The 26,233-nt window shown below is 69.5% G+C and carries 18 protein-coding genes and 1 other RNA gene; 4 read left to right on the top strand and 15 right to left on the bottom strand.

Features of this window, described 5'->3' with window-relative positions:
* Nucleotides 1-6 precede the first annotated feature (6 nt).
* From RQG82_RS13505 to ffs, 14 genes are all read right to left on the bottom strand, one after another.
* Entirely contained in the window at nt 7-1,479 is a 1,473-nt protein-coding gene (locus RQG82_RS13505) for a malate:quinone oxidoreductase (RefSeq protein ID WP_311259574.1), read from the bottom strand.
* 83 nt (nt 1,480-1,562) lie between these two features.
* Nucleotides 1,563-2,633, bottom strand: coding sequence for an aspartate-semialdehyde dehydrogenase (locus RQG82_RS13500; RefSeq protein WP_311259573.1), 1,071 nt, complete (start codon nt 2,631-2,633; stop codon nt 1,563-1,565).
* A gap of 249 nt (nt 2,634-2,882) precedes the next feature.
* A complete protein-coding gene (locus RQG82_RS13495; protein ID WP_311259572.1) occupies nt 2,883-4,166 on the bottom strand; it encodes an aspartate kinase in 1,284 nt (427 codons plus the stop codon).
* Nucleotides 4,167-4,369: 203 nt separating this feature from the next.
* On the bottom strand, nt 4,370-5,308 hold the full coding sequence (locus tag RQG82_RS13490; RefSeq protein WP_311259571.1) for an EamA family transporter: 939 nt from the start codon (nt 5,306-5,308) through the stop codon (nt 4,370-4,372).
* Nucleotides 5,305-5,898: a recombination mediator RecR gene (gene recR, locus RQG82_RS13485; protein WP_140037790.1), complete on the bottom strand. Its 594-nt coding sequence runs from the start codon at nt 5,896-5,898 to the stop codon at nt 5,305-5,307. The genes RQG82_RS13490 and recR overlap by 4 nt, the downstream gene beginning before the upstream one ends.
* Nucleotides 5,898-8,276 carry a DNA polymerase III subunit gamma and tau gene (locus RQG82_RS13480; protein WP_311259570.1) on the bottom strand — a complete coding sequence of 793 codons (2,379 nt, stop codon included), beginning with the start codon at nt 8,274-8,276 and terminating at the stop codon, nt 5,898-5,900. The genes recR and RQG82_RS13480 overlap by 1 nt, the downstream gene beginning before the upstream one ends.
* Before the next feature lie 104 nt (nt 8,277-8,380).
* Entirely contained in the window at nt 8,381-9,460 is a 1,080-nt protein-coding gene (locus RQG82_RS13475) for a DUF2207 family protein (RefSeq protein ID WP_311259569.1), read from the bottom strand.
* A gap of 2 nt (nt 9,461-9,462) precedes the next feature.
* Entirely contained in the window at nt 9,463-11,967 is a 2,505-nt protein-coding gene (locus RQG82_RS13470; RefSeq protein ID WP_311259568.1) for a glycosyl hydrolase family 65 protein, read from the bottom strand.
* Entirely contained in the window at nt 11,964-12,770 is an 807-nt protein-coding gene (locus RQG82_RS13465; RefSeq protein ID WP_311259567.1) for an HAD-IA family hydrolase, read from the bottom strand. The genes RQG82_RS13470 and RQG82_RS13465 overlap by 4 nt, the downstream gene beginning before the upstream one ends.
* A gap of 105 nt (nt 12,771-12,875) precedes the next feature.
* On the bottom strand, nt 12,876-14,096 hold the full coding sequence (locus RQG82_RS13460) for an acetate kinase (RefSeq protein ID WP_311259566.1): 1,221 nt from the start codon (nt 14,094-14,096) through the stop codon (nt 12,876-12,878).
* A complete protein-coding gene (pta, locus tag RQG82_RS13455) occupies nt 14,093-16,216 on the bottom strand; it encodes a phosphate acetyltransferase (RefSeq protein WP_311259564.1) in 2,124 nt (707 codons plus the stop codon). Before pta ends, RQG82_RS13460 begins: the two co-directional genes overlap by 4 nt.
* A gap of 60 nt (nt 16,217-16,276) precedes the next feature.
* Nucleotides 16,277-17,020 carry a hypothetical protein gene (locus RQG82_RS13450; protein ID WP_311259563.1) on the bottom strand — a complete coding sequence of 248 codons (744 nt, stop codon included), beginning with the start codon at nt 17,018-17,020 and terminating at the stop codon, nt 16,277-16,279.
* The gene (locus RQG82_RS13445; protein ID WP_311259562.1) at nt 17,017-17,634 is read right to left on the bottom strand and encodes a rhomboid family intramembrane serine protease; all 618 of its coding nucleotides are present in this window, start codon (nt 17,632-17,634) and stop codon (nt 17,017-17,019) included. Before RQG82_RS13445 ends, RQG82_RS13450 begins: the two co-directional genes overlap by 4 nt.
* A gap of 43 nt (nt 17,635-17,677) precedes the next feature.
* Nucleotides 17,678-17,774, bottom strand: an RNA gene (ffs, locus tag RQG82_RS13440) — signal recognition particle sRNA small type.
* Nucleotides 17,775-17,824: 50 nt separating this feature from the next.
* Between ffs and RQG82_RS13435 the strand changes: the two genes are divergently transcribed.
* From RQG82_RS13435 to RQG82_RS13420, 4 genes are all read left to right on the top strand, one after another.
* A complete protein-coding gene (locus tag RQG82_RS13435) occupies nt 17,825-20,728 on the top strand; it encodes a DEAD/DEAH box helicase family protein (protein WP_311259561.1) in 2,904 nt (967 codons plus the stop codon).
* Nucleotides 20,729-20,844: 116 nt separating this feature from the next.
* Complete coding sequence (locus RQG82_RS13430; protein ID WP_311259560.1) at nt 20,845-21,834, top strand: MoxR family ATPase; 990 nt, start codon at nt 20,845-20,847, stop codon at nt 21,832-21,834.
* A 13-nt stretch (nt 21,835-21,847) separates the two neighbouring features.
* A complete protein-coding gene (locus RQG82_RS13425) occupies nt 21,848-23,059 on the top strand; it encodes a DUF58 domain-containing protein (RefSeq protein ID WP_311259559.1) in 1,212 nt (403 codons plus the stop codon).
* The gene (locus RQG82_RS13420) at nt 23,046-25,301 is read left to right on the top strand and encodes a DUF3488 and transglutaminase-like domain-containing protein (protein ID WP_311259558.1); all 2,256 of its coding nucleotides are present in this window, start codon (nt 23,046-23,048) and stop codon (nt 25,299-25,301) included. The genes RQG82_RS13425 and RQG82_RS13420 overlap by 14 nt, the downstream gene beginning before the upstream one ends.
* A gap of 41 nt (nt 25,302-25,342) precedes the next feature.
* On the opposite strand, the gene RQG82_RS13415 is transcribed toward RQG82_RS13420, so the two are convergent.
* Nucleotides 25,343-26,233: a rhodanese-related sulfurtransferase gene (locus RQG82_RS13415; protein ID WP_311259557.1), complete on the bottom strand. Its 891-nt coding sequence runs from the start codon at nt 26,231-26,233 to the stop codon at nt 25,343-25,345.

Genomic DNA, 26,233 nt, shown 5'->3' with positions numbered 1-26,233 from the left:
GGGGAGCTACTCGTTGATGCCGAGAACGGCCGCCGTCGCCGCGGTGGACTCCGCCGCCAGCTCGGGATTCTTGTTCAGCTGCTCGCCGAAGGTGGGGATGAGCTCACGCAGCTCGGACTCCCACCCGGGGTACTCGTCGGGGAAGCACTTCTTGAGCAGATCGAGCATGATCGGCACGGCAGTGGAGGCACCCGGCGATGCACCGAGCAGACCCGCGATCGAGCCGTCGGCGGCGGATACGACCTCCGTGCCGAACTGCAGGATGCCGCCCTTCTTGGGGTCCTTCTTCATGACCTGGGCGCGCTGACCGGCGTCGATGAGGGTCCAGTCCTCGTCTTTCGCTGTCGGCATGAACGTGCGCAGGCTGTCGACCTTCTTCGCGTGGTTCTTCAGCAGCTCGCCCACCAGGTAGGTGATGAGGTCGGGGTTCGCGAAGGCGACGCGCAGCATCGGCCACAGGTTGTGTGGGCGCACCTGCGACACGATGTCGAACATCGACCCGTTCTTGAGGAACTTGGGGCTGAAGGTCGCGAAGGGCCCGAACATCAGCGAGGCCTCGCCGTCGACCACTCGCGTGTCGAGGTGCGGCACCGACATGGGCGGCGCACCGACGGACGCCTGCGAGTAGACCTTCGCCTGGTGCTGCGCGACGATCTTCGGGTTGGAGGTCTTGAGGAACTGGCCGCCGATCGGGAAGACGCCGTAGCCCTTGATCTCGGGGATGCCCGAGCGCTGCAGCAGCTTGAGTGCCCAGCCGCCGGCGCCGACGAACACGAAGCGAGCCTTGATCTGGTTCGGCGTGCGCCCGATGGTCGTGCGGTAGTTGATGAGCCAGGTGCCGTCCTTCTGCTTCTTCAGGCTCTTGACCTCGTGGTTGGTGCGCAGCTCGACGCCCGACGCGGTGAGGTGGCCGAAGAGCTGGTGCGTGAGCGCACCGAAGTCGACATCGGTGCCCGCGGGCACGCGGGTGGCCGCGAACGGCTCGCCCTTGCGACGCTGCTGCATCAGCAGCGGCGCCCACTTGTTGATGACACGTGAGTCTTCGCTGTACTCGATGCCGTCGAACAGGGGCTGCTTCTTCAGCACCTCGTAGCGGTCCTTGAGGTACTTGACGTCCTTCTCACCGCGGACGAACGTCATGTGCGGGGTCGCGTTGATGAAGGTCGACGGGGCGTCGAGCACTCCCCTGTCGACCAGCGACGACCAGAACTGACGGCTCTGCTGGAACTGCTCGTTGATAGAGACGGCCTTGGCCGGGTCGAGTGGAGCACCCTTCTGCTGCGGCATGTAGTTCAGCTCGCAGAGGGCCGCGTGGCCGGTGCCCGCGTTGTTCCAGGGGTTCGACGACTCCTGAGCCACATCGGAGAGTCGCTCGAAGGCGACGATCTTCCAATCCGGCTGCAATTCGTGCAGCAGGGTACCCAGGGTGGCGCTCATGATGCCACCACCGATCAAGACGACATCGACGGTTTCGGTCACCGGAACAGTCTAGTTCGAGGTCACGGCGCTGCCGACCACGCGGGCCTGCCTGATCAGACCGGTTCCGCATGACGGGGATGCGGTCAGGCTATGGTCACCAGGCGCTCGGCGAGGATCTCGGCGATCTGCACGGCATTCAGCGCCGCGCCCTTGCGCAGGTTGTCGTTGCTGATGAACAGCACGAGGCCCCTGTTCTCGGGGGCGGACTGGTCGGCGCGGATGCGGCCCACGAAGCTCGGGTCCTTGCCAGCGGCCTGCAGCGGGGTGGGCACCTCGTCGAGAACGACGCCGGGTGCCGCGGAGAGCACCTCGGTCGCGCGCTCAGGAGTGATGTCTCTGGCGAACTCGACGTTGATCGAGAGCGAGTGGCCCGTGAAGACCGGCACGCGCACGCAGGTGCCGGCGACGCGCAGATCGGGAAGCTCGAGGATCTTGCGGCTCTCGTTGCGCAGCTTCTTCTCTTCGTCGGTCTCGTTCTCGCCGTCGTCGACGAGGTTGCCGGCGAACGGGATGACGTCGAAAGCGATCGGCGCGACGTACTTCTCGGGCTCGGGGAAGTCGATCGACGACCCGTCGTGCACGAGGCGCAGCGTGTCGCCCTGGGCGAGCACGCCCTCGACCTGGCCGAGCAGTTCCTGCGCGCCGGCGAGGCCGGAGCCGGAGACGGCCTGGTAGGTCGAGACGATGAGCCGCTCGAGGCCCGCTTCGGCATCCAGTGCCTTCAGCGCCGGCATCGCGGCCATCGTGGTGCAGTTCGGGTTCGCGATGATGCCGCGAGGGCGGTCATCGATCGCGTGCGGGTTGACCTCGCTGACGACGAGCGGCACCTCGGGGTCGTTGCGCCACGCGCTGGAGTTGTCGACGACGACGGCTCCGGCCTCGGCGAATCGCGGGGCATAGGCGCGGCTGGCGGTCGCACCGGCCGAGAAGAGGGCGATGTCGATGCCCCCGGCATCCGCGGTCTCGACGTCTTCGACGATGACCGTCGCTCCGCCGAACTCGATGGCCGTGCCCGCAGAGCGCGATGACGAGAACAGGCGCAGCTCGCGGATCGGGAAGGATCGCTCAATGAGAATCTCGCGCATCACGGTGCCCACCTGGCCGGTGGCGCCGACGATGGCGACGGAGAGTCCTGAGTCGGAGATGCGGGTCATGATGTTCCTTGGCGTCGTGCAATGCAGCATGCGAGGCTTCGGGCGCGACGTCGGGGTGCGGATGCCGCGCCTGGCGCCGATGTCAGGGTTTCGGTGAGTCTATCGTGCCGTGCGGCGGTCGAGGACCGGGCGCCGACGTCTGGTCGGTGGACGGAACGCGGTGCGTGTGGCTGGAGGTTTCCCGCCCGGCTGCCAGCATCCGGGCGGACCGTCAGCCAGGCGGGGAGATTCCAGCCGTTCGCGCGGTGTTCAGCGGCCGGTGCCGGCGTGGACGGTCGCCTCGGCGTCGCCGTCGAGTCCATAGGCGGTGTGCACGGTGCGGGCGGCCTCGGCGAGGTCGGTGTCGCGCAGCACGACCGAGATGCGGATCTCGGAGGTCGAGATCATCTCGATGTTGATGCCGCCGGCCGACAGCGCCTCGAACAGCACGGCCGAGACACCGGAGTGCGTGCGCATGCCGGCGCCCACGACCGACAGCTTGCCGATCTGGTCGTCGTGCACGAGGTTCTGGAAGCCGACCTCGGTCTGCTCTCCCGCGAGCGCCTTGAGCGCCGCAGCGGAATCGGCCTTGGGAACCGTGAAGGAGATGTCGGTGCGACCGGTGGCCGACACGTTCTGCACGATCATGTCGACGTTCGCGCCGGACTTGGCGACGATCTTGAAGATCTCCGCGGCCTTGCCCGGAACGTCGGGGACGCCCGCGACGGTGATCTTGGCCTGGCCGAAATCGGTGGCGACACCGGCGACGATCGGTTCTTCCATGGCTGCTGCTCCCTCGGCTCCGCGAGGGTTCTTCATGCCCTCGCCCAGAACGTATGTGCCCTCGGACGACGAGAACGTCGAACGAGCGTGGATCAGGACGCCGTGACGGCGTGCGTACTCGACGGCGCGGATGTAGAGCACCTTGGCGCCGTTGGCGGCGAGCTCGAGCATCTCCTCGCTGCCGATGTGGTCGAGCTTCTGCGCCTTCGGGATGACGCGGGGGTCAGCCGTGAAGATGCCGTCGACGTCGCTGTAGATCTCGCAGACATCCGCATCGAGGGCCGCAGCCAAGGCGACGGCCGTCGTGTCGGAGCCGCCACGACCGAGCGTGGTGATGTCACGTGTGTCGCGGTTGAAACCCTGGAACCCGGCGACGATGACGATCGCCCCCTCGTCGAGGGCTTCCCGCAGACGCACGGGCGTGACGTCGACGATGCGCGCCGCACCGTGCTGCGAGTCGGTGATCATGCCGGCCTGGCTGCCGGTGAACGAACGCGCCTCGAACCCCATCGAGTGGATGGCCATGGCGAGGAGCGCCATCGAGATGCGCTCACCGCTGGAGAGGAGCATGTCGAGCTCGCGCGGAGCGGGGATCGGCGCGACCTCGTTCGCGAGGTCGAGCAGCTCGTCGGTCGTGTCGCCCATCGCGCTCACGGCGACGACGACGTCGTGCCCCGCTCGGCGCGTGTCTACGATGCGCTTGGCGACGCGCTTGATGCTCTCTGCGTCGGCGACTGAGGAGCCGCCGTACTTCTGCACGATGAGGGCCACGTTCACTCCCTGGGATGTCGGGCGGATCCGCCCACCCTCATTCTACGATCGGCGCATATGCGCTTCTTCGCATGTGACGCCCCCGGGCGGGGCAGGTCAGGTCTGGGCGGGCACAGCTTCGGACCTGGCGACGGACCCGCCGGTCTCAGGGGTCACCCGCGGCGCGTCGCCCACGACATCCGAAGTTGTGCTCGGCAGCGAGGTCAGGGAGCCGGCGGCAGCGGCGTGACAGCCAGGTCGGGAGCGGCGGATGCCGGCGGGCGGAGGCGTCCGCCCGTGGCGGCGAACCAGCATCCGACGATGATGAGCGGGAAACCGAGGAGCAGACCCGGCGTCAGGGGCTCGGAGAGGACGATCGCGCCGAGGATGATCGCCACGACCGGGTTGACGTAGGTGAACAGCGGCGCGCGAACAGGCCCGACCTCGCGGATGAGCGCGAAGAAGGCGAGGAAGGCGACCGCGGTGCAGATGACCGCGAGCGCGAGGAGCGCGAAGATCGAGGGCAGCGTCGGCACCTCGTGCTGCGTGAGCAGACCGATGGGCAGATAGATCACACCGATCATCAACAGCGACAGCGTGATGGTGCCGAGCGAGGGGACATCGTTCAGCTTGCGCGCGACGATGAAGGGCGCGATCGCATAGAGGATCGCGACCAGCAGCACCTCGCCGGCCGCGAGCAGACTGACCTCGCCGCCGAAGAGGCCGGGCCCGGCGACGACGATCGCGACTCCGATGAAGCCCACGAGAAGACCGATTCCGCGCGACGGACGCAGGACGCCCCGGTCTCCGCCGCCCAGGGCGATGAGGGCGGCGAACAGCGGCACGGTGGCGACGAGCAGACCGGTCATGCCTGAGGGCAGGGTCATCTCGGCGTGCCCCAGCAGCACGAACGGACCCGCCATCTCGACGAGCCCGAAGGCGAGGACCCAGGGCCAGTGCTTCCACGCCGCTCTCAGCGCACCGCCTGTGAACGCGAACGGCAGGAGCAGCAGGGCCGCGATGAGGGTGCGCCCCGCGACGATGGCCGGAGGCGAGAGCGACTCGACCGCGATGCTGATGAACAGGTAGGGCACGCCCCACAGCAGCGCCATCGCCCCGAAGAGCAGCCAGCCGCGCCGAGTGAAGCCGCCCTGCGTGTTCACAGCACGCGCCGGCCCTCGAATGCGCGCCCGAGGGTGACCTCGTCGGCGTATTCGAGGTCGCCGCCGACCGGAAGGCCGGAGGCGAGGCGCGACACGGTGATCTGCATGGTGGTGAGCAGACGGCTGAGATAGCTGGCCGTCGCCTCACCCTCGAGGTTGGGGTTCGTCGCGAGGATGACCTCCTGCACCGTGGCGTCGGCGAGACGAGTCATCAGCTGCGCGATGCGCAGGTCGTCTGGCCCGATGCCGGCGATCGGGCTGATCGCTCCGCCGAGCACGTGGTAGAGACCACGGAACTCTCGTGTGCGTTCGATCGCGGCGACGTCCTTCGCGTCTTCGACCACGCAGATGAGGGCAGGGTTGCGTCTGGGGTCGCGGCAGATCGCGCAGCGATCCTGCTCTGAGACGTTGCCGCAGATCTCGCAGAAACGCACCCGCACCCGCACCTCGACGAGCAGCTCGGCGAGCCGCGCGACGTCGAACGTCGGTGTCTGCAGGATGTGGAATGCGATGCGCTGCGCGGACTTGGGGCCGATTCCGGGGAGCCGACCGAACTCGTCGATCAGCTCCTGGACGATTCCGTCATACATCAGGAGAACCTCGTCGGGGGCTCGTAGGGCTCTTCGCGAACGAACGTCGCGCCGAGCACCTGGCGGATCACGGCCTCGCCGTAGCGCTGGACTCCCCCGGCGGGGGTGCGCTCGGTGATCACCGGGGCTGCTGCGGCCGAAGCCACTCTGCGCACCGGGGCTGCCTGCACAGGCGTCGACCGCGCGGATGCCGAGGGAGACGCCGACTGCGCGCGGGCGGCCGTCGGTGCGGCCTGCGACGGCGGCGCAGGCTCGTAAGACGGGTCGTAGGGCGGCTCGTCGTCGAAATAGGGCGGCTCGTCGTCGAGGGAAGGCGGCGGCTCGTCTGCCCCGCCTGGCCGATCATCACTCGGAGTCGAGGTCGTCGGCGTCGGCGCTGCGGCAGGCGTGGCCTGCGTGGCTGTCACCGCGGCGGGCGCAGGGACGGGCACCGGGGCCGGCACCGGCCCCGGCACTACGACCTCGGATGCCGGAATCGACGCGACCGCCCACTCGGTCACCGGGACTGCAGAGGCACCGTCCTTCGGCGGAGGTGATGTCCGAGCGTCCGGCGTCTCAGCGCGCGGGGCCTGAGGACGTGGTGACTGAGCGCGCGGTGAACCCGCTGACGCAGGCTCCGATGCGGGCGCGTCGTCTGTCGGGCGCGCCGCCGAGGGCGACGAGGGCTGGCGAGGCGCACCACCAGCCGGCATCGGAGCAGGCAGGTACTTGACCCGCACACCGAGCTCTTGCTCGATGGCTCCGCGCAGATGATCGGACGGGCCGGAACCCGGCGTCGTGCCCTTGAACTTCGCCACGTCGTGCTGACTGGCGAAGCCGAGGGTCAGCACCTCGGTCTCGGTGACGAATGCGAGCGGCTGAACCGCGGTGGCCAGCAGCCACGACGTGCGGCTGACACTCTCGAGTCGCTTGAGCACGGCCGGCCAGGCGGCGGTGATCTGCTCGAACGCGACCGGACCCGACGGAGCGGCAGGATCGGCAGCCGGTGCGGTGGGCGGAGTGCTCGACGTCGCGTCGCCCGATGCCTCGGCTTCCGGGTTCTCGGCCGCAGGGGTCCCGGCCGCGTCACCGATCGACCCGGCGTCAGCCGGCTCGGTGTCGACGTGCTCGGCAGCGGGCTGAGCAGCCGCGGCAGCGGGCTGAGCAGCCGCAGCTGGTTGAGCCGGGGCGGCAGCGGCAGGCTGAGGCGCAGCAGGAGCCGTGGCCCGTGCCGGCGCCGCACTCTGCGCGGAGGGAGCGGCCGCGACCGCCCCCGCTCCCCCTCCAGAGGCGAGCACACGAGCGACCATCAGCTCGAGGTGCAGTCGGGGCGACGTCGCGCCCGACATGTCGTCGAGAGCGGCGCTGACGATGTCGGCCGTGCGCGACAGCCGCGCCGATCCGAAGGATTCGGCCTGCGTGCGCATGCGAGCGAGCTCGTCGGCGGCGATGCCGCGAAGCACGGAGGATGCCCCGGCTCCGACGGCCGCGATCACGATCAGGTCGCGCAGGCGCTCGAGCAGGTCGTCGACGAAACGCCGGGGGTCCTGGCCGGTCTGCACCACTCGATCGATGGCGGGGAACGCCGCGGCCGCATCGGCGGCGGCGAGCGCATCGACGATCTCGTCGAGCAGCGCCGCGTGCGTGTAGCCGAGCAGCGCCACCGCGCGCTCGTAGGCGACGGTCACGGTCTCGGACCCGGCTGGCGAATCGGAACCGGCGATCAGCTGGTCGAGCAGCGAGAGCGTGTCACGCGGCGACCCGCCTCCGGCACGGACGACGAGCGGCAGCACACCCTTCTCGACGATCACGCCCTCTTCGCCGCACAGCTTCTCGACGTACTCGAGCATCGCGGCCGGAGGCACCAGACGGAACGGGTAGTGGTGCGTGCGCGAGCGGATCGTGCCGAGCACCTTCTCGGGCTCGGTCGTCGCGAAGATGAACTTCACGTGCTCCGGCGGCTCTTCGACGAGCTTGAGGAGCGCGTTGAACCCCTGCGGCGTCACCATGTGCGCCTCGTCGAGGATGAAGATCTTGTAGCGATCACGGCTGGGGGCGAACGTCGCCCGCTCGCGCAGGTCACGGGCGTCGTCGACGCCGTTGTGGCTGGCCGCATCGATCTCGACCACGTCGAGCGAACCGCCACCGGCGCGGGACAGCTCTACGCAGCTCGGGCACGTGCCGCACGGCACATCGGTCGGACCCTCGGCGCAGTTGAGGCAGCGGGCGAGGATGCGCGCAGACGTCGTCTTTCCGCACCCGCGGGGCCCGGAGAACAGATATGCGTGGCCGACACGGTCGCCGCGGAGGGCGGTCATCAGGGGTTCGGTCACCTGGGACTGCCCGATCATCTCGCCGAACGACTCGGGGCGGTAGCGGCGGTAGAGGGCTGTGGTCACCAGAACAGCCTACGGCGTGCCACGGACGTTCCGGCAGACGGCCTCCGACGATGATGCCGGGGATCCCCGACGCGCCCCTCAGACCGCCGAGGTGCGGGGAGGAATCACGACGACACGACCTCGAAGACGCCACCGACGACCTCGACCACCCCACCGGTCGCGTCGACGAGCTCGCCGACCGCACTCACGAGATGAACGACGCCGCCCACCAGCTCGATCACGTCGATCACGGCCCCCGCCACCTCCATGGCGCCGTCGATCCCCTCGGCGACACGCAGCTCGCGCGACTCGGTCTGCAGCACCGCCGTCCACGATCGTTCGAGGCCGAAGAGCACCGCATACGGCAGCAGTCGCTCGTTGAGCAGGAACCTCTGCAGTCGTGCGCTCGAGGCCTCAGGAGAGACATCCGCCCTCAGCTCTGCTCCCCCGGCCGACTGCGAGAACCGCAGCGGCTCCGCCTCGGCGAGGGCGATGTACTCGCGCATCCCGGCGAGATGCGCGCGCATCGGCTGCGCGGCCGGGTGGAATCGGCGCCAGGGCCGCGGTGCGATCACGATGGCGGCGATCGCGACGGCCAGACCGGCGATCAGCACCACGTAGAGCGCGGCACCCGGTTCGCTCACCGCCCAGGCGGCGAGGAGCAGGAGGAGGCAGACCCCGATCACCAGCACTGCGGCGACGCGGATCAGGAACGTGGCCCACCCGCGTCGGCCTCGGGCGATGAGCCCCGCGGATGCGAGTCGCTTCTCCGTCTCGTCGATGACGCCGTGCACGCGACGGTGCAGAGCCCGAGCATCCGAGCTGAACCGCCGCACCCGCCCCGGAGTGTGGTCCGGACCGAACAGCGCCTCGAGGACGCTGAGCTCCTCGGGCGTGAACGTCGCGCCCTCGACGATCTCCATGCCGACAGGCGCACGTTTTCGCGACCCGCCGGACTTCTCGACATCTGCGTCGACCAGCAGCCGCACCTTGCGCTGCACGGCCAGGTCGATCAGAGCGGCGGCGACCGCCTTGCGATCCGCGTTCAGCAGCAGCGCGTCGTACAGCACGGTCGCGCCTTCTGCCGGCGCGAACCGCGCTCCCGGCGACGCGACGCGCTGCGCCGAGCGCGCACGCTCGACCACCGCGAGCGCGAGCAGGAGCAGCGCAGGCGCGAGCCCGAACAGCGCTGCGGTGATCAGCACCCTCAGTCGATCGGTTCGATGATGGGGATCGCGGTCGTGATCACCGGGACGGATGCCGACAGGCGCGTGCCGTCTTCTCGAAGAGCGTCGGCGAACTGCCGCAGCGACGGGCGCCCCGGGATCAGCGGTCCCTGATCCGCGAGCGGCACGACGACCTCCTGCTCGGCCGTGGCGATGTAGGCGGCATCGCGCACAGTGAACGGCACCGGGTCTCCGGTGAGCACGCGGACGCGCAGTTCGTCCGTCGTGAGCGTGATCTGCAACGCCGACCCCTGCCACTGCAGGGGGTACGACAGCGACGGCCAGTCGGCAGGCAGCCGAGGGTCGAAGCTGAGCTCGCCGGCGTAGTCGCGCATGCCGCCGAAGCCGCACACGAGAGCCGTCCACACGCCACCGGCGGAGGCGACGTGCACGCCGTCGGCCGCGTTGTGGTGCAGGTCGTGCAGGTCGACGAACAGCGACTGCCGGAAGTACTGCAGAGCGAGATCCTGGTAGCCGACCTCGGCTGCGAGGATCGACTGCACGACCGCCGACAGCGTCGAGTCGCCGGTGGTCAGCGGGTCGTAGTAGTCGAAGTCCGCCTTCTTCTCCTCCGGCGTGAAGTGGTTCCCCTGCAGGAACAGCGCGAGCACGACATCCGCCTGCTTGAGCACCTGGAACCGGTAGATGACGAGCGGGTGGAAGTGCAGCAGCAGCGGCCGCTGCTCCTTCGGCGTGTGGGCCAGATCCCAGACCTCGCGCTCGAGGAACAGCGAATCCTGCGGATGGATGCCGAGCCGCTCGCTGAACGGGATGAACATCGCGTCGGCGGCGCGCTCCCATCCCTCCGCCTCACCCTCGGCGAGCCCGGTGCGCTCGACGACCCTGGCGAACTCCTCGCCGTTGGCCTCCTGCGCCTCGCGCACGACCCTCGCCGCGTAGCGGAGGTTGTAGCGTGCCATGACGTTGGTGTACAGGTTGTCGTTGACGACCGTGGTGTACTCGTCGGGCCCGGTCACACCGTGGATGTGGAAGGTCTCGATGCCGTCGTCGTCCTTCGTGTCGGCGACGAGCCGCGAGGTGCGCCAGAAGCCGAGCGTCGCCCACAGGCGAGCCGTCTCGATGGCGATGTCGATGCCCTCGCGTCGCAGGAAGTCCTCGTCGCCGGTCGCCCGCACGTACTTGCCGAGCGCGAAGCTGACGTCGGCGTTGATGTGGTACTGCGCGGTGCCGGCCGCGTAATAGGCCGACGCCTCTTCGCCGTTGATCGTGCGCCAGGGAAACAGGGCGCCCGCTTCATTGAGCTGCGCGGCCCTGCGGCGGGCCGCCGGGAGCATGAGCACTCGCGCCCGCAGTGCGTTGCGCGCCCACTGCGGCGACGTGTACGTGAGGAACGGGAGCACATAGATCTCGGTGTCCCAGAAGTAGTGGCCGCTGTATCCGGACCCCGAGACGCCCTTCGCGGGCACTCCGGTCCCGTCGGCACGCGCCGAGGCCTGGGCGAGCTGCAGGAGGCACCAGCGGGTCGCCTGCTGGATGTCGTCGTGCCCGCCGATCTGCACGTCGCTGCGGCCCCAGAAGGCGGCGAGCCAGTCGGCCTGCCGGTCGAACTGCGCCTGGACGCCCTCGAACGCGACGCGGTCGAGGGACCGACGGCAGCGGTCGACGAGCTCGCGAGCCGGCACGCCCCGCGAGGTGTGGTAGCTGACGAGCTTGGTGACCGTGATGGGCACCCCGGCCTTGGCCTGCACGCGGAACACGTTCTTCGAGATGTCGGCCTCGATCAGCGTGCGCGACGTGTAGTCGTTCTCGGTCTCGATGATGTGATCGGCGACGACGGCGACCGTCATGCCGGAGTCGGCGACGCTGTACGACAGCGCCGAGCGCAATCCGTCCTGCCAGTACTCGCCGGGCTCGAGCACGCGCTCGGCGATCTTCTCGGCCTTGCGCGGATCGAATCCGCCCTTCGCCTGGTTGGGGGTGCCCGCGTACACGCCGGCGCCGTCCTGGCGGTTGATCATCTGGCAGCTGACGGTGACGGGGGCGTCGGCGTTCTCGACGACGACCTCGAGGCGGAGCACGGCGAGGTGGCGCTCCTCGAAGCTGACGATGCGCTCGTCGCGCATGCGCACGCGCTTGCCGGACGGCGTCTCCCACACCACGACGCGCTCGAGCACGCCGGTGCGCATGTCGAGCGTGCGGCGGTACTCGCGCACGTCGGCCTCGTCGAACGAGATCGGCTCGTCGTCGACGTACACCCGCATGACCTTGGCATCGGGGGCGTTGACGATCGTCTGCCCGACCTCGGCGAAGCCGTAGGCCTGCTCGGCGTGCCGGATCGGCCAGGTCTCGTGCAGACCGTTGATGAAGGTGCCGTGCTCGTGGGCGCCTCGACCCTCGATGTGGTTGCCCCTGAGCCCGAGGTAGCCGTTGCCGACGGCGAACAGGGTCTCGGCCACTCCGTCTTCGGAGTAGCGCGTCTCGATGAGTCGCCAGGGGTCTACGGGGAAGCGGTCGCGATCGATCATGCGGTCTCCTCGTTGTCTGAGCGGGTGTGCTGGTCGGCGGAGTCTGAATCGGAGTGCGCGGCCCGGTCGGCCGCAGCGTCGACGAACACGTCGAGATCGCTGACGACGACAGTCGCACCGGCGGCGCGCAGCGCGTCGGCTCCGGTGCCGCGGTCGACGCCGACGACGATCGCGAACCCCGCGGCGGCCGCGGAGGCCGCCCCCGAGGTCGCATCCTCGATGGCGATGCTGCGGGCAGGGTCCACGCCCAGAGCTACGGCGCCGGCGCTGAACATGTCGGCGGCGGGCTTCGAGGCGAGGTTGTCGCGTTCTGCGACGACACCGTCGACCACGACGCGGAAGAACGAGCGGAGGCCGGCGGCCGCGAGCACCTCTTCGGCGTTCTTGGAGCTCGAGACCACGCCGATCGGGATGCCGGCGGCGTGCAGCTTCTCGACGAGCGCGAGCGAGCCGGGGAACGGGGCGATGCCCTCGCCCCGGAGGGACTCGGCGAATGCGGCGTTCTTGCGATTGCCGATACCGCAGATGGTCTCGGCCTCGGGCGGGTCGTCGACCGCTCCCCACGGGATCTCGACGTTGCGGCTGCGAAGCAGGCTCGCCACGCCGTCATAGCGCTTCTTGCCGTCGACGTAGTCGAAGTAATCGGCGTCCGAGTACGCAGGCGTGATGCCCCAGCGTTCGAAGACGTCGTCGAACACGACCTTCCAGGCGCTCATGTGCACCTCGGCGGTCGGCGTCAGCACCCCGTCGAGGTCGAACAGGACGCCTTCGGCGCGGAGCGGATCGGGCAGGGCTTCGGGCACAGGAGCCTCCAGGAGAAGGACGAGGGGTTGTTCCGGCACCTCTCCGTGCCACTGTGCAAGCGTAGTGCGGCCCGGCACCGGGCGGTAACCCCCGAGGCGTGTCGATCAGAGCATGCGGGAAGTCTGTCTGGCGATCTCGAGCTCTTCGTTCGTGGGCACGACGAGCACGGCGACTCGCGATTCGTCGGTGGAGATGCGTCGGATGCCGCGCTGCCGCGCGGAGTTGCGCCCCTCATCGATCTCGACCCCGGCGAATCCGAGGGTGGCCATCGCCTCTGCACGCACGGCGGCCGCGTTCTCGCCGACGCCCGCGGTGAAGGAGATCACGTCGACACCGCCGAGCTGGGCGATGTACGACCCCGCGTAGGCGCGCAGCCGGTGGATGTAGACGTCGAAGGCGAGCGTCGCCGCCGCGTCTCCGGCGTCCCTGCCCGCGAGGATGTCGCGCATGTCGCTGCGCCCGGCGAGTCCCTTCAGACCGCTGCGCGAGTTCAGGAGCGCGTCGAGCTCGTCGATCGAGTATCCGGCTCTCCGCGACAGATGCACCAGCGCCGCAGGGTCGAGGTCTCCCGAACGGGTTCCCATCACGAGCCCCTCGAGCGGCGTCAGCCCCATCGAGGTCTCGACCGATCGACCGCCATCGATCGCGGTCACCGATGCGCCGTTGCCGAGGTGGAAGACGAGCTGCCGCAGCGTGCCGAGGTCGCGTTCGAGGAACGCGGCCGCCGACTCGCTCACGAACTGGTGGCTGGTGCCGTGGAATCCGTATCGGCGCACCCGGTGCTCCGCGGCGAGCTCGGCGTCGATCGCGTAGGTGTAGGCGGCCGGAGGCAGGGTCTGATGGAAGGCCGTGTCGAACACCGCGACATGCGGGACGCCCGAGAACATCGCCTTCGCCGCGACGATGCCGGCCAGGTTCGCGGGGTTGTGCAAGGGGGCGAGCACCGAGAGCTCCTCGATCTGCTCCTCGACGTTCTTGGTGACGATGGTCGGCCCATAGAACCGCGCCCCGCCATGCACCACGCGGTGACCGACGGCGACCGGAGGATGCTCGTCGAGCAGCGGGCCGTGCTTGGCGAACTGCTCGAGCATCACCGTGAACGCGGCACCGTGATCGGCGACGGGGCGCTCCGAGTCGTATGAGGCATCGAGCATCGCCACGACGGCATCCGCGGTGGTGTCCGGACGGACCGTGTGCCGGATCGCGCTGAGATCCTGCCCGATCCGCTCGATGAGCCCTGCGGCGAGCTCATTCTCGTTCTCGATGTCGATCAGGCTGTACTTGAGCGACGAGGACCCGCTGTTGATGACGAGGATGGCGCTCATGCGGTCGCTCCTTCAGACTGCGCCTGGATGGCGGTGATCGCCACCGTGTTGACGATGTCGTCGACCAGTGCCCCGCGTGACAGGTCGTTGATCGGCTTGTTGAGTCCCTGCAGCACCGGGCCGATCGCGACGGCACCCGCCGAGCGCTGCACGGCCTTGTAGGTGTTGTTGCCGGTGTTGAGATCGGGGAAGACGAAGACGGTCGCGCGGCCGGCCACCTCGGAGTCGGGGAGCTTCGCCTTCGCCACCGCGGCGTCTGCGGCGGCGTCGTACTGGATGGGCCCCTCGACGAGCAGCTGCGGCGCGCGCTCGTGCACGAGCGCGGTGGCCGCGCGGACCTTGTCGACGTCGGCACCCGACCCGGATTCGCCGGTCGAGTACGACAGCATCGCGATGCGCGGCTCGATGCCGAACTGCTGCGCGGTGGCCGCCGACGAGATCGCGATGTCGGCCAGCTGCTCGCTGGTCGGATCGGGGATCACCGCGCAGTCGCCGTAGACGAGCACGCGGTCGGCGAGCGCCATGAGGAACACGCTCGAGACGACGGTGACTCCCGGTTTCGTCTTGATGATCTCGAACGACGGGCGGATGGTGTGCGCCGTCGTGTGGGCGGCGCCCGAGACCATGCCGTCGGCGAGCCCGAGGTGCACCATCATCGTGCCGAAGTACGAGACGTCGGTGACGGTGTCGGCCGCCTGGGCCAGCGTGATGCCCTTGTGCGCACGCAGTCGCGCGTATTCCGTCGCGAAGCGCTCGACCATCTCAGGATCGGTCGGACTGATCACCTGCGCCGCCGAGATGTCTACGCCCAGCTCGACTGCGCGGGCCCGGATCGCCGACTCGTCACCGAGGATCGTGAGGTCTGCGACCTCGCGCGCCAGCAGAGTGGCGGCCGCGCGGAGGATGCGATCGTCGTCGCCCTCCGGCAGCACGATGCGTCGGCGGTCGGAGCGTGCGCGCTCGATGAGTCCGTACTCGAACATCAGCGGAGTCACGACGCGCGACTCGGCGAGACCCAGCTGGGTGGTGAGCTCGGCGATGTCGACGTGGGTCTGGAAGAGCCCCAGCGCGCGATCGTAGCGGCCGCGCGACTCGGCAGAGATGCGACCCCGCGCTCCCATCACGCGCACCGCGGTGTCGTAGGTGCCGAGGTCGGTCGCGATGATCGGCACGGTCGAGGTGAAGCCGTCGAGCAGCTGCACGATCGGCTCGGGAAGCGGGAAAGGGCCGTTGAGGATGATGCCCGCGACCCGCGGGAACGTGCCGGAGGCATCGGCGAGCAGCGTCGCCAGCAGCACCTCGGTGCGATCGGCGGGGATCACCACGACCGACTCGTCGGTGAGCCGAGGAAGCACGTTCACCATCGACATGCCGGCGACCACGATCGTCAGCGCCTCGCGGGCGAGACGATCAGGGTCGCCCTTGATGAGACGGCCGTCGACGGCGGCGAGGATGCCGTTGATCGACGGCGCCACCAGGGTGCGGTCCTCGGGGATCGCCCACACGGGCGTGGTCTTCTGCGGACGCACCGCGGCGACCGCCTCCTCGATGCCCGCGAGCTGCTCGGGGTCGGCTCGATTCACGATCACCGCGAACAGCTCGGCCCGCTCGACGTCGAGTTCGGAGAGCGCGAGCGCCCCGATCTGTCCGACCGCCGCGGGAGGGCGGGCGGTGGTCGTTCCCAGCTGCTCGGCCTGACGCTGCTGATCACGGCCGCTCAGCACGAGCAGCACGGGCGCTGCCAGGTTCGCGGCGATCCGGGCGTTGTACCCGAGCTCTGCGGGGCTGGCGACATCGGTGTAGTCGCTGCCGATGATGACCACGGCGTCGCACTGGGCCTCGACGGCCTTGAACCGGGCGACGATCGTCGAGAGCGCCCCGTCGGGGTCGTCGCGCACGTCGTCGTAGGACACACCGATGCAATCCTCATAGTCGAGGTGCACCCCGTCGTGCGCGAGCAGCAGTTCGAGCACGTCGTCGCGCTCGGTGACCGACCGCGCTATCGGGCGGAAGACGCCGACCCGGGGCGTGACGCGCATGAGCGCGTCGAGCACACCGAGGGCGATGGTCGACTTGCCTGTATGGCCTTCGGCCGAGGTGATGTATATGCTCTGCGCCACAGTTCCACCCTAGGTGCACGACCTCATGTTCTCGCTGGGTTGACAGCCGTGCGAAATCGCTCAGCAGGGCATCGAGAGAGCGTCGACCACGGCCGTGGCATCCGACGCGTAGCGCGTGTAGTAGGTGGGGTCGAGGTTGATCTGCACCCGGTGGATCGCGAGGGACGGGTCCATCGACTGCCAGTCGGGCACCCTCGCAAGACGCTCGTAGAACAGCGTCGCGGCGGTCGCCGGGTCCATGCGCTGCTCGGCCGACCCCCACCAGTGCTGCTGCTGGAAGAGGCCGATGCTCGTCGTTCGGCTGCCGTCCGGGTTTGTGAACCCGATCGTCTCCCAGTCTCCGTAGTCGATGTTGTTCAGGCTGCTCTCACCCATCGCCGTCATCACCCCGAGGATCTGACCGTCACGACCGAAGCCGAGCGCGGTCGCCGTCTGCATGATGGTCGCGGCGTTCTCGAGCTGCTCGCCCTGCCACCCCGCGACGCCCGACTCGGGGAACGTGGTCGGATCGGTGATGCAGATCGCCAGGGGCTTCTCGTGAGCGAGCCCCAGCGGGATCAGCACTGCGGCGAGCGCGACGACGATCACGGCTGCAGCGGACAGGGCGATGCGACGCAGCAGCTTCGCACGCTGCATCCGCCGCTGCGCTCGGCGGCGCGGCGACGCACGACGCGTGCGCGATCCCTGACGGGTCGGCGGCTTCCTGCTCGCGCGCTTCCTGCTCGCCGCCTTCTTGCCGGCCGTCTTCTTCGCTGCGGGCTTCTTGCGCGTCGCGGCGCCTCGGGTGCTCCTGGTCGTGCTCATGCGCCCCGGGTCTTGGTGCTGCCCCTGCCGACGAACGCGGCGAGGCCGCCGCCGATCGCGCCGAACAGGTGCGCCTGCCACGAGATGCCCTCTCGCACGCCGACGACACCGGCGAGCATGGACCCGCCGTACAGGCCGATCACGATGAGCGCGACGATCGCGTAGAGCACGCGGTGTGCGACCCTTCCCGGCGCGAAGACCCGCATCACGGTGTACCCGAAGTAGCCGAAGACGAGCCCTGACGCCCCGACCGTCAATGCCCCGGGTGCGTTCATGAGCCACGTGCCGAGGCCGCCGATCACAGCGGCGAATACGGTGACGATCCAGAACCGGCGTGCGCCCTCGACAGCGACGAGGCATCCGAGCACGAGAAGCGGCACGGTGTTGCCGATCAGGTGCGCCCAATCCGCATGCAGGAGAGGACCGACGACGATGCCGCCGAGGCCCGAGAGATCCCAGGAGCGGAGCCCGAATCCCGTGAAGGAGCCGGGGAGGACCGCATCGACGAGCTGCACAGCCCACATCAGGGCGACGAGCAGGAGCGGCGCTGCGAAACGGCCGAGAGCACTGGAGCGCGGGGAATCGGCGGTGCTGATCACATCTGGCCTTGTCACGTCACGATCCTGTCAGGACTGGCCCGGAGGACGCTGACAAAAAGAAAGTGACCCTCCGCGCACCCAGCAGAGCCCGGTTACCCTTGCTGCGTTTCCGCCCTGGGGGAATTGGCCTGGATGCCGCCACGCGGAGAGCCGTCGACAAGTCTAGCCGATGTCGGCACCCGCTCTTTGACAGACTGGGCAGGTCATGGATCCCGTCGCCGCCACTCCCCTGTCGACGTGGCGCTTTCAGGGCACACTGCGCACCTACCAGTCCGAGGTGCTCGAGCGTCTCTCACCGGGAGCCGCGGGTCCGCTGCACATCGTCGCACCGCCCGGTTCAGGGAAGACCCTGCTCGGCCTGCTGCTCGCCGCACGGGAGGGGCATCGCACCCTCGTGCTCTCGCCGACGGTGACGGTCCGTCAGCAGTGGGTGCGCACCGCTGCGGCCCTGGCGCCCGAGGCTGCGGCAGTCTCTGACGAGCCCGCGCAGATCGGCGATCTCACGGCGCTGACCTATCAACTGCTCAGTGTGACCGGAGACGGCTCGCCCTTCGACGATCTGGCCCGATCGATCTGGGTGGAGGAGCTCACGGCGGCCGGCCGCGCCGAGGCCGACGCGGCGACGTGGCTCGCCGAACTCGCGATCGACAACCCTGGGCGGTATCGCAGCGGCATCCGCTCCCGCTCCCGGCGTGTGCGCTCGCGCTTCGCGAGGAGACGGCCCGCCGAACTCGCCCGCGTGCTGCATCCGAACGCCGTCGCCCTCATCGATCGTCTCGTCGCCGCGGGTGTGCGCACGGTCGTGCTCGACGAAAGCCATCATCTTCTCGATCACTGGGCCATCGTGGTCGCGTACCTCGCCGGTCGCATCCGCGAGAGCGGCGTCGAGCCCCTGCTGATCGGCCTGACGGCGACCCTTCCGTCTCCCGACGACGAGACCGAGTTCGAGAACTACAGCCAGCTGCTCGGCGAGGTCGACTACGAGGTGCCGACCCCCGCCGTGGTGAAGGAGGGGCATCTGGCCCCCTATCGCGATCACGTGATGTTCACCGAACCCACACCCGCGGAGGCCGGCTTCATCCGTCGACACGAGGCCCTGCTGCACGACATGATCACCCGGGTGCTGTCGACGCCCGACGCGGTGTCGTACCTCGAGCATCAGCTGCAACCGGCAGCTGCCTCCGACGACGACGCGACACCGCTCGCGCGCCTCGACCGCGCGTTCTCGACGGACTTCACTCTCACGCGCTCCTGCGCTGTCGTGCTGCGAGAGGTCGCACCGCGGCATCCGCTCGTCGCCGCGATCCCGCCGGTGCTGCTCGAGCGCTGCACCACCGACGACCTGCTCACGGTGCTCTCGCGTTTCGCCCAGGTGCGGCTGCTGTCCGACCCCGCCGCCGCGCGACAGTGGGAGTACGTGCGGCGCTCTCTCGCAGACTTCGGCTACGCCCTCACCGACCGCGGCATCCGTCGGGGCCGCAACCCGGTCGAGAGCACGCTGGCGTTCTCGGCGGCGAAAGACCATGCTGCCGTCGAGATCCTCCACCGGGAGCTCGGCGGCACCGACGGCGACCGCATCCGCGCCGTCGTCGTCACCGATTTCGTCGAGCACGGCAACAACCGCGGCCTGGCCGGTGACGCACCGGCAGGGGCCCTGCGCACGTTCGATCTGCTCGCCGTCGACAGCGTCACCGCAACGCTGCGGCCCGTGCTGCTCACCTCCCGGCACCTGCGCGTGCGCGCCGAGGATGCGGTCGACCTCGCGGACGCGCTGGCCGACCTGCTCGGCGAGCCCGTAGAGGTCGCCGCGGGCACCGAGCCCGTGCGAGATCTCGAGGTGCGGGGCGTCGGAAGCGGACGCGTCGTCGCCGCGGTGTCGGAGCTGATCCGCCGAGGCGACGTGCGGCTGCTCGTGGGCACCCGAGGGCTTCTGGGCGAGGGCTGGGACTGCCCGGCGGTCAACACCTTGATCGACCTCACGACCGTGGCCACGTCATCGGGCACGCAGCAGCTTCGGGGCCGTACCCTGCGCCTGGATCCGGCCTGGCCCGAGAAGGTCGCGCACAATTGGTCGGTCGTCTGCCTGATCCCCTCGGACGTCGACCTCGACGACTCGTCTGAGCCGAGTCGACTGCGCCGCCGTCATTCGCATCTGTGGGGGCTGAGCGCCGACGGCGACGGTCGGATCGTGAGCGGACTCGGCCACGCGCTCCCCACCGCGGCCTTCGACGCGTGGGAGCGGGTGCTCGACAAGGACCCGTCGACCTCCATCGGCGACCTCGACGCGCTGCTGCGCGACCGGTGGCCGACCCGGAGCAGCACCAGGAGCGAGTGGCGGATCGGCGAGCGCTATGAGCCGCGCGAACGCGAGGTCGTGGCGGTGCGCCGCACCTCTCGCGCACCCCTGCTGCGCACCGCGCAGACAGCGCGCGCCGGTGCTGTGGGAGCGTTCGTCACCGGAACCGTCGGAGTGGGCGGGCTCGTCGGCGTGCTCATCGCGTCGGGAGTCGAGGTCGCCCCGCTGCTCTGGATCGCACTCGCGCTCGGTGGTGGCGCCGTCGCTGCCGCCGCCTCATCGCTGCGCATGCTCGCCCGGCTGCTGCGCGACCGTCGGCGGCCGGCCGAGATCTACCGGGCGGCGGCGATCGCCGTCGCCCGCACCCTGCACGACGCGGAGCGGGTCGGACGCGTCGACGAGTCCGTGATCGCGGCGCGACCGGACATTGCGGAGCCGACTCGGATCCGCATCGAGCTCGGAGGCTCAGCCCACGACGCGCGCGTGATCGCAGACGCCGTCGAGGAGCTCTTCGCGCCGGTGCGCACTCCGCGTTTCCTGCTGCGCATCGACTCCGCCGGCCTGCCACGAGTGCGACTGCTCGAGCGGCTCGCCGATCGCCTCTCCCCCGGACGCACTCTGCTCGCGGTGCCTCGGCTGATCGCCCGCCGTCGGGGTGACGCCGAACGCTTCCGTGAGCACTGGCAGGCGCTGATCGGCACCTGCACGCTGCAGGAGCTCACCGGGATTCAGGGGCTCGCGCTGTTGCGGGTCGCCCGCAGCGCCGACGAACGACTCGACACCACAGAGCCCCGTGCCCGCGTCTGGGGCTGACGGTCGCGACGCGGGCCACAGCGCCCCGGCGTCGGATGACGGTTCCCACCCCATCCGTAGACAGCCGGGTTACGATCAGATCACGCGCACCGCAGCGCCCACGCGAGAGGGAACGCATGCCAGAGAACCCGCCCCTGACCCCGGCAGTCATCGACGCCGAGCAGTTCGCCGCGCAGACGTCTGCCATCGTCGAGTCCGTCGGACGGGTGATCGACGGAAAGCCGGATGCCGTGCGCAGCGCCCTGGTGTGCCTGCTGGCCGAGGGACACCTGCTGATCGAGGATGTGCCCGGGGTCGGCAAGACCGTGCTGGCGCGCGCGCTGGCCGCGAGTGTGGATGCCACCGTCCGCCGCATCCAGTTCACGCCTGATCTCCTTCCCGGGGATGTCACGGGTGTGAGCGTCTACAACCCTGTCGATCGGGAGTTCGAGTTCAAGCGCGGCGCGGTGTTCGCGCACATCGTGATCGCCGACGAGATCAACCGCTCGTCTCCCAAGACGCAGTCGGCGCTGCTCGAAGCCATGGAGGAGGGGCAGGTGACGGTCGACGGATCGACGCACATGCTTCCCAACCCCTTCCTGGTCGTGGCGACCCAGAATCCTCTCGAGATGGAGGGCACCTACGCGCTGCCCGAAGCTCAGCGGGACCGGTTCATGATGCGCATCTCGATGGGCTACCCCGACGCCGCCGCCGAAGCCCTGATGCTCCGTCAGCGCGATACCGTGAACCCGCTCGCCGCGGTGAGAGCCGTCGCGAACGCGGGGTCGATCTCGGGGTTGATCGCCTGGGCCCGTTCGGTGCACGTCGCCCCGGCTCTCGAGGAGTACACGGTCGCACTCGCCCAGGCGACCCGCGCAGACCCCAATCTGCACCTCGGCGCGAGTCCGAGGGCGACCCTGCAGTTGATCCGCGCCGCGAAGGTGTGGGCGGCGCTCGATGGCCGCGACTTCGTGATCCCCGACGACGTGACGGCGCTGATCGTCCCCGTTCTCGCGCACCGTCTTCTTCCGGCCCGCGGGGCGCACCGTGCCGGAGCCCAGCCCGTCGAGGCCGCCCTCCGACAGATCGTCGAGCGCGTGCGGGTGCCCGTGACCGCTCGCTCCTGACCCTTCGCTCGCCATGCCCCACCGTCGAACCCTCACCCTTCGGGGCACGGGTGCGCTTCTCTCCGGTCTCGGCTGCCTGATAGCGGCGAACATGATCGGCGCGCCGATCCTGCTCTACATCGGCGTCCTGCTTCTCGCGCTCACCGCCTTCTCGGTGCTCGTCGTGCGGCTGCCGCGCCGTGCGGGTTCTGTCACGCGGCAGGTCTCGACCGACCTGCTGACGGTCTCGGAGACCTCTCGCGTCACGCTGCGCTTCACTCTGCGGGCACTGCGGGTGCCTCGGGGTCTCTGGCGCGATGTGCTCCCGTCAGCGGTCACCGGCGACTCGGCCGGCGAGTACCCGTCTGAGACGGGCCAGCTGAGCTACCTGATCACCGGTGTGCGACGCGGCGTCTGGCCGATCGGGCCGCTGGTGCTGCGAACGGTCGACCCGTTCGGCCTCGCCCAGCGCGAGCAGGCGTTCGGCGAGACCCGTTCCGTGACGGTCGTGCCCGAGGTGTTCACCCTCGCGCCGCTGAGCGTCAAGGTCGGTGCCGCCGGCGGTACCGCGCACACCTCGTCGAGCCGACTCGGGCAGGGCAGCGACAACCTGTCACCGCGACGCTACATCCCCGGTGACTCGATGCGTCGCATCCACTGGCGGGCGACCGCGCACCGCGGGCAGCTGATGGTGCGCCAGGAAGAGGAGGAGTCGAGCCCCGACGCCCTCGTGATCCTCGACCGCAGCGCTGCGCGCTGGGCACGCCCCGGCGACGACGAGGATCGAGCCTTCGAGACCGCCGTGTCGATGTGCGCCTCCGTCGCCGTGCACCTGGTGCAGGAGGGATACGGCGTCGACGTGATCGACAGCAGCGGAACTCTGCTCGGCACCCTGCGCGGTCACGAAGACGACCGCGACGGTCTGCTCGTCGCCCTCGCGCTGGTCGGCCCGCGCGGCGACGCCCGCGACATCATGACCCTCGTCGGCGGCACCCCGCCCGGTCCGCTCGTCTACATCACCGGCGAGATCGACGAAGAGGATGCCGCCCTGCTGCGCCCATCCGGCGCTGCCGCGCCGATGCTGTTCGCGACCGCACCGCACCGCGGTGCCGCAGCGGCAGCCGAGCAGCACGGCTGGCGCTTCGCTCGACTGGGCGACGACGTCGCAGAGGCGTGGGAAGACGTGCTGCCCGACCGCATCGGCGGGCCCGTCGAGCAGCGGGGAGCGACCGATGTCACGAGCTGAGCGAAAGGCCGAGCGCGGTTCCCGCCTGTCGTGGCACCGTGAGCACGAGCTGCCCGTCGGCACGGTCGTGCCGTCGGTGCTGGCCGCAGCCGCCGGGCTCGTCGCTATGTGGCCCTTCACGTCGGTCATCGAACCGGGCACCTGGTCGTTCGCAGTCCTGGCGGTGATCGTCGTAACCGCCATCACCGGCATGGCGTCGCGCACCTTGATGCGCGGCCGTCCGGCCTGGGCGCGCGACCTCGTCACCATCGCCGTTCAGATCGTCGCGGTGATGGGCACTGTGATCCTGCTCGTCGCGGGCGACACCGCGGTGTTCGGCGTCTTCCCCACCGACGCGACGTTCTTCACATTCCAGGCGCTCGCCGCCTCGGCCTGGGAGGAGATCACCTTCGGCTCTGCGCCGATCGCTGCCTCCCCCGGACTCGAAGCCGTGATGGGCATCGGCTTCGGCGTCGTCGCCGTCCTGCTCGACCAGCTGGTCGCGCAACGCGGAGCGATCCTCGCCAGCCTTCTCACGGCAGTCGTGGGATCCGTGCCCATGATCGTCACCCTCGGCGGAGTCAACGTCGTCTGGTTCGTGATGCTCGGCATCCTGATCCTCGCCCTGCTGCGGTACACGGCGGCCCAGAACCCCGATTCGCCCCGGCGCACGTCTGTGGCTGTCGCCGCGGGCGTCGGAGTCGCGGCGCTCGCGGCGACCGTCATCATCGCACCGATCCTGCCGGTCTCGGCGAGCCTCGCAGGTACAGGCACCGGCGTCACCGTCGATGCGTCACTGCGGCTCGGCGATGACCTGCGGCAGCCGAACCCGGTCGAGGTGCTCACGTTGGCGACGACGGCGGACACCGCGCCCTACCTGCGGCTCACGACGCTGTCGGCGTTCAACGGCCGCGTGTGGGAGCCGGATCGCGGCGACCTGCAGGCGCAGAGCGAAGGTTTCGGCCCCGCCGAGTGGGCAGACGACATCGAGACCACCGACCAGAACACCTCCATCAGGGTGATCCGGATGTCGAGTTCCTGGCTTCCCGTGCCCTACCCCGCCACGAGTGTGCAGGGTCTCCCGTCGACCTGGAGGGTGAGCCCCGAGAACCGCACTATCGCCTCTCGCAGCGGGGATGCCGTCGGCAACGACTACACGGTGCGATCGCTCGAGGTGTCGCCGACTCTCGAGCAGATCCGAGCGCTCCCCGCCTCGTCGCCGATCGTCGACCCCGACACGGAGCCTGTCGAGCTGCCGGAGGTGATCGGCGACACGGCGGCCGACGTCACCGCTGACGCCACGAACGACTACGACCGGCTGATCGCGTTGCAGTCGTGGTTCCGGAGTCAGTTCGCCTACTCGCTGGAGACCCCGGTCGATGAGGGTTTCGACGGCACCGGCGCCGATGCGGTCGCGCGGTTCCTCGATGTGCGGTCGGGGTACTGCATCCACTTCGCCGGCGCGTTCGCGCTCATGGCCGAGAGCCTCGACATGGAGGTGCGCATCGTCGTCGGCTATCTGCCCGGTGCGCTGACAGAGACCACGCGTGGCGACGAAGCGGTGTATTCGGTCTCCAGCGACCAGCTGCACTCGTGGCCCGAGGTTCTCTTCCCCGGCGTCGGCTGGGTTCCCTTCGAGCCGACAGCGTCGCTCGGGGTTCCCACGGCCTTCAGCGCCGCGGCGACCGCAGGCGGCGGATCGGGCGGCGCCGCCACACCGGCTCCGACGGCCGCCCCCAGCACCGAGCAGACCTCGGGGCCGGAGCTCGAGCGTGAAGACGCGGGCGACAACGCGGGGGCGACCGGAGAGCTCCGGAGATTGAACCCCACCCCCGTCATGCTGACGACGCTCGGCGTGCTGGTGGTGCTGCTGCTGCCCGCATTCGCTCGACTCGCGCTGCGCGTCGCGCGACGCGGGCGCGCACGTCGCGGTGACGCGGGGTCGGCCTGGACAGAGCTGCGAGCGACGATGCAGGATCTCCGCGTACCGCTGTCGGATGCCGAGACGCCGCGCATGCGCGGCGACGATCTCGTCAGGGACAGCCGAGTGGATGCCGAAGCCATGCGGGTGCTCGTCGCCGCGGTCGAACAGGCCAGCTATGCGCGCCCCTCGGCGAACGCGACGCGAGATCTCGATGCGGCCCTCGTCGAGGTGACCGCTCAGCTGCGACGCAGCGTCGACAGGTGGACGAGGGTGCACGCGTTCCTGCTTCCGCGATCGCTCTTCGCGAGCCGACGCACCGACGTGCCCCTGCTGACCTGAGCTCGTCGCGTCACGGCCTGGCGAGGCGCACCCCGATGGGATCAAGCCGCGTGCAGGTCGCAGCGCACGGCGTCGCAGGATTCGCAGACGACGAACTGGGTGCGGCATGCCAGATCGGGGCAGTTCGCCGTGCGCTTGGTAGCCGTGCCGCATCCGACGCACTCGCCGATCACGGCCGCATGATCTGAGAAGTCGACGGATCCGCGCTTGTCGAACACGTAGAGCGAGCCCTCCCACAGGCCGTCATCGCCGTACTGCTCGCCGTAGCGGACGATGCCGCCTTCGAGCTGGTACACCTCGCCGAACCCGCGCGCGGTCATCAGGCTCGACAGCACCTCGCAGCGGATGCCGCCGGTGCAGTAGGTGACGACCGGCTTGCCCTTGAGGTCGTCGTATGCTCCAGAGTCGAGCAGCTGCACGAAGTCGCGTGTGGTCTCCGTGTCGGGAACGACGGCTCCTCGGAAGCGACCGATCTGCGCTTCGAGCGCGTTGCGGCCGTCGAAGAAGACGACGTCGTCGCCGCGCTCCCCCATCAGCTCATGCAGTTGCTCGGGTGTGAGCCGGGTGCCGCCTCCGACGACGCCCTGCTCATCGACGCGCAGCTCGCCCGGCGCCCCGAACGACACGATCTCGTCGCGCACTTTGACGCTGAGCTTCGGAAAGTCGAGACTGCGACCATCGGCGTCGACGCCGGTGCCCTCGCTCCACTTGATGTCCGCATCAGAGAACGGAGCGTAGGACCGGAACGACCTCGCCCATTTCTTGAGCGCCGGCAGGTCGCCGCCCAGAGTGCCGTTGACTCCGTCCTTCGAGATCAGGAGCCGGCCACGCAGCCCGAGCGCTTCGCCGAGGTCGCGCTGCCACACCCGGATCGCGTCCGGATCGGCGAGCGGGGTGAAGACATAGAAGAGGACGATCTTGGGTGTTGCCAC

The sequence above is a fragment of the Microbacterium sp. WCS2018Hpa-9 genome (assembly GCF_031843745.1).
Classification (GTDB): domain Bacteria; phylum Actinomycetota; class Actinomycetes; order Actinomycetales; family Microbacteriaceae; genus Microbacterium.
The sequence above is the reverse complement of the archived record's forward strand: the minus strand, read 5'-3'. Positions and strand labels throughout refer to the sequence as shown.

What these genes read in the sequence shown, in the direction of transcription:
- RQG82_RS13500 (WP_311259573.1), bottom strand. Translation starts at nt 2,633, where the DNA reads ATGACCCGCATCTCCGACTCAGGACTCTCCGTCGCCATCGTCGGCGCC.
- RQG82_RS13420 (WP_311259558.1), top strand. Translation starts at nt 23,046, where the DNA reads ATGTCACGAGCTGAGCGAAAGGCCGAGCGCGGTTCCCGCCTGTCGTGG.
- RQG82_RS13430 (WP_311259560.1), top strand. Translation starts at nt 20,845, where the DNA reads ATGCCAGAGAACCCGCCCCTGACCCCGGCAGTCATCGACGCCGAGCAG.
- RQG82_RS13470 (WP_311259568.1), bottom strand. Translation starts at nt 11,967, where the DNA reads ATGATCGATCGCGACCGCTTCCCCGTAGACCCCTGGCGACTCATCGAG.
- RQG82_RS13435 (WP_311259561.1), top strand. Translation starts at nt 17,825, where the DNA reads ATGGATCCCGTCGCCGCCACTCCCCTGTCGACGTGGCGCTTTCAGGGC.
- RQG82_RS13460 (WP_311259566.1), bottom strand. Translation starts at nt 14,096, where the DNA reads ATGAGCGCCATCCTCGTCATCAACAGCGGGTCCTCGTCGCTCAAGTAC.
- recR (WP_140037790.1), bottom strand. Translation starts at nt 5,898, where the DNA reads ATGTATGACGGAATCGTCCAGGAGCTGATCGACGAGTTCGGTCGGCTC.
- RQG82_RS13450 (WP_311259563.1), bottom strand. Translation starts at nt 17,020, where the DNA reads ATGAGCACGACCAGGAGCACCCGAGGCGCCGCGACGCGCAAGAAGCCC.
- RQG82_RS13425 (WP_311259559.1), top strand. Translation starts at nt 21,848, where the DNA reads ATGCCCCACCGTCGAACCCTCACCCTTCGGGGCACGGGTGCGCTTCTC.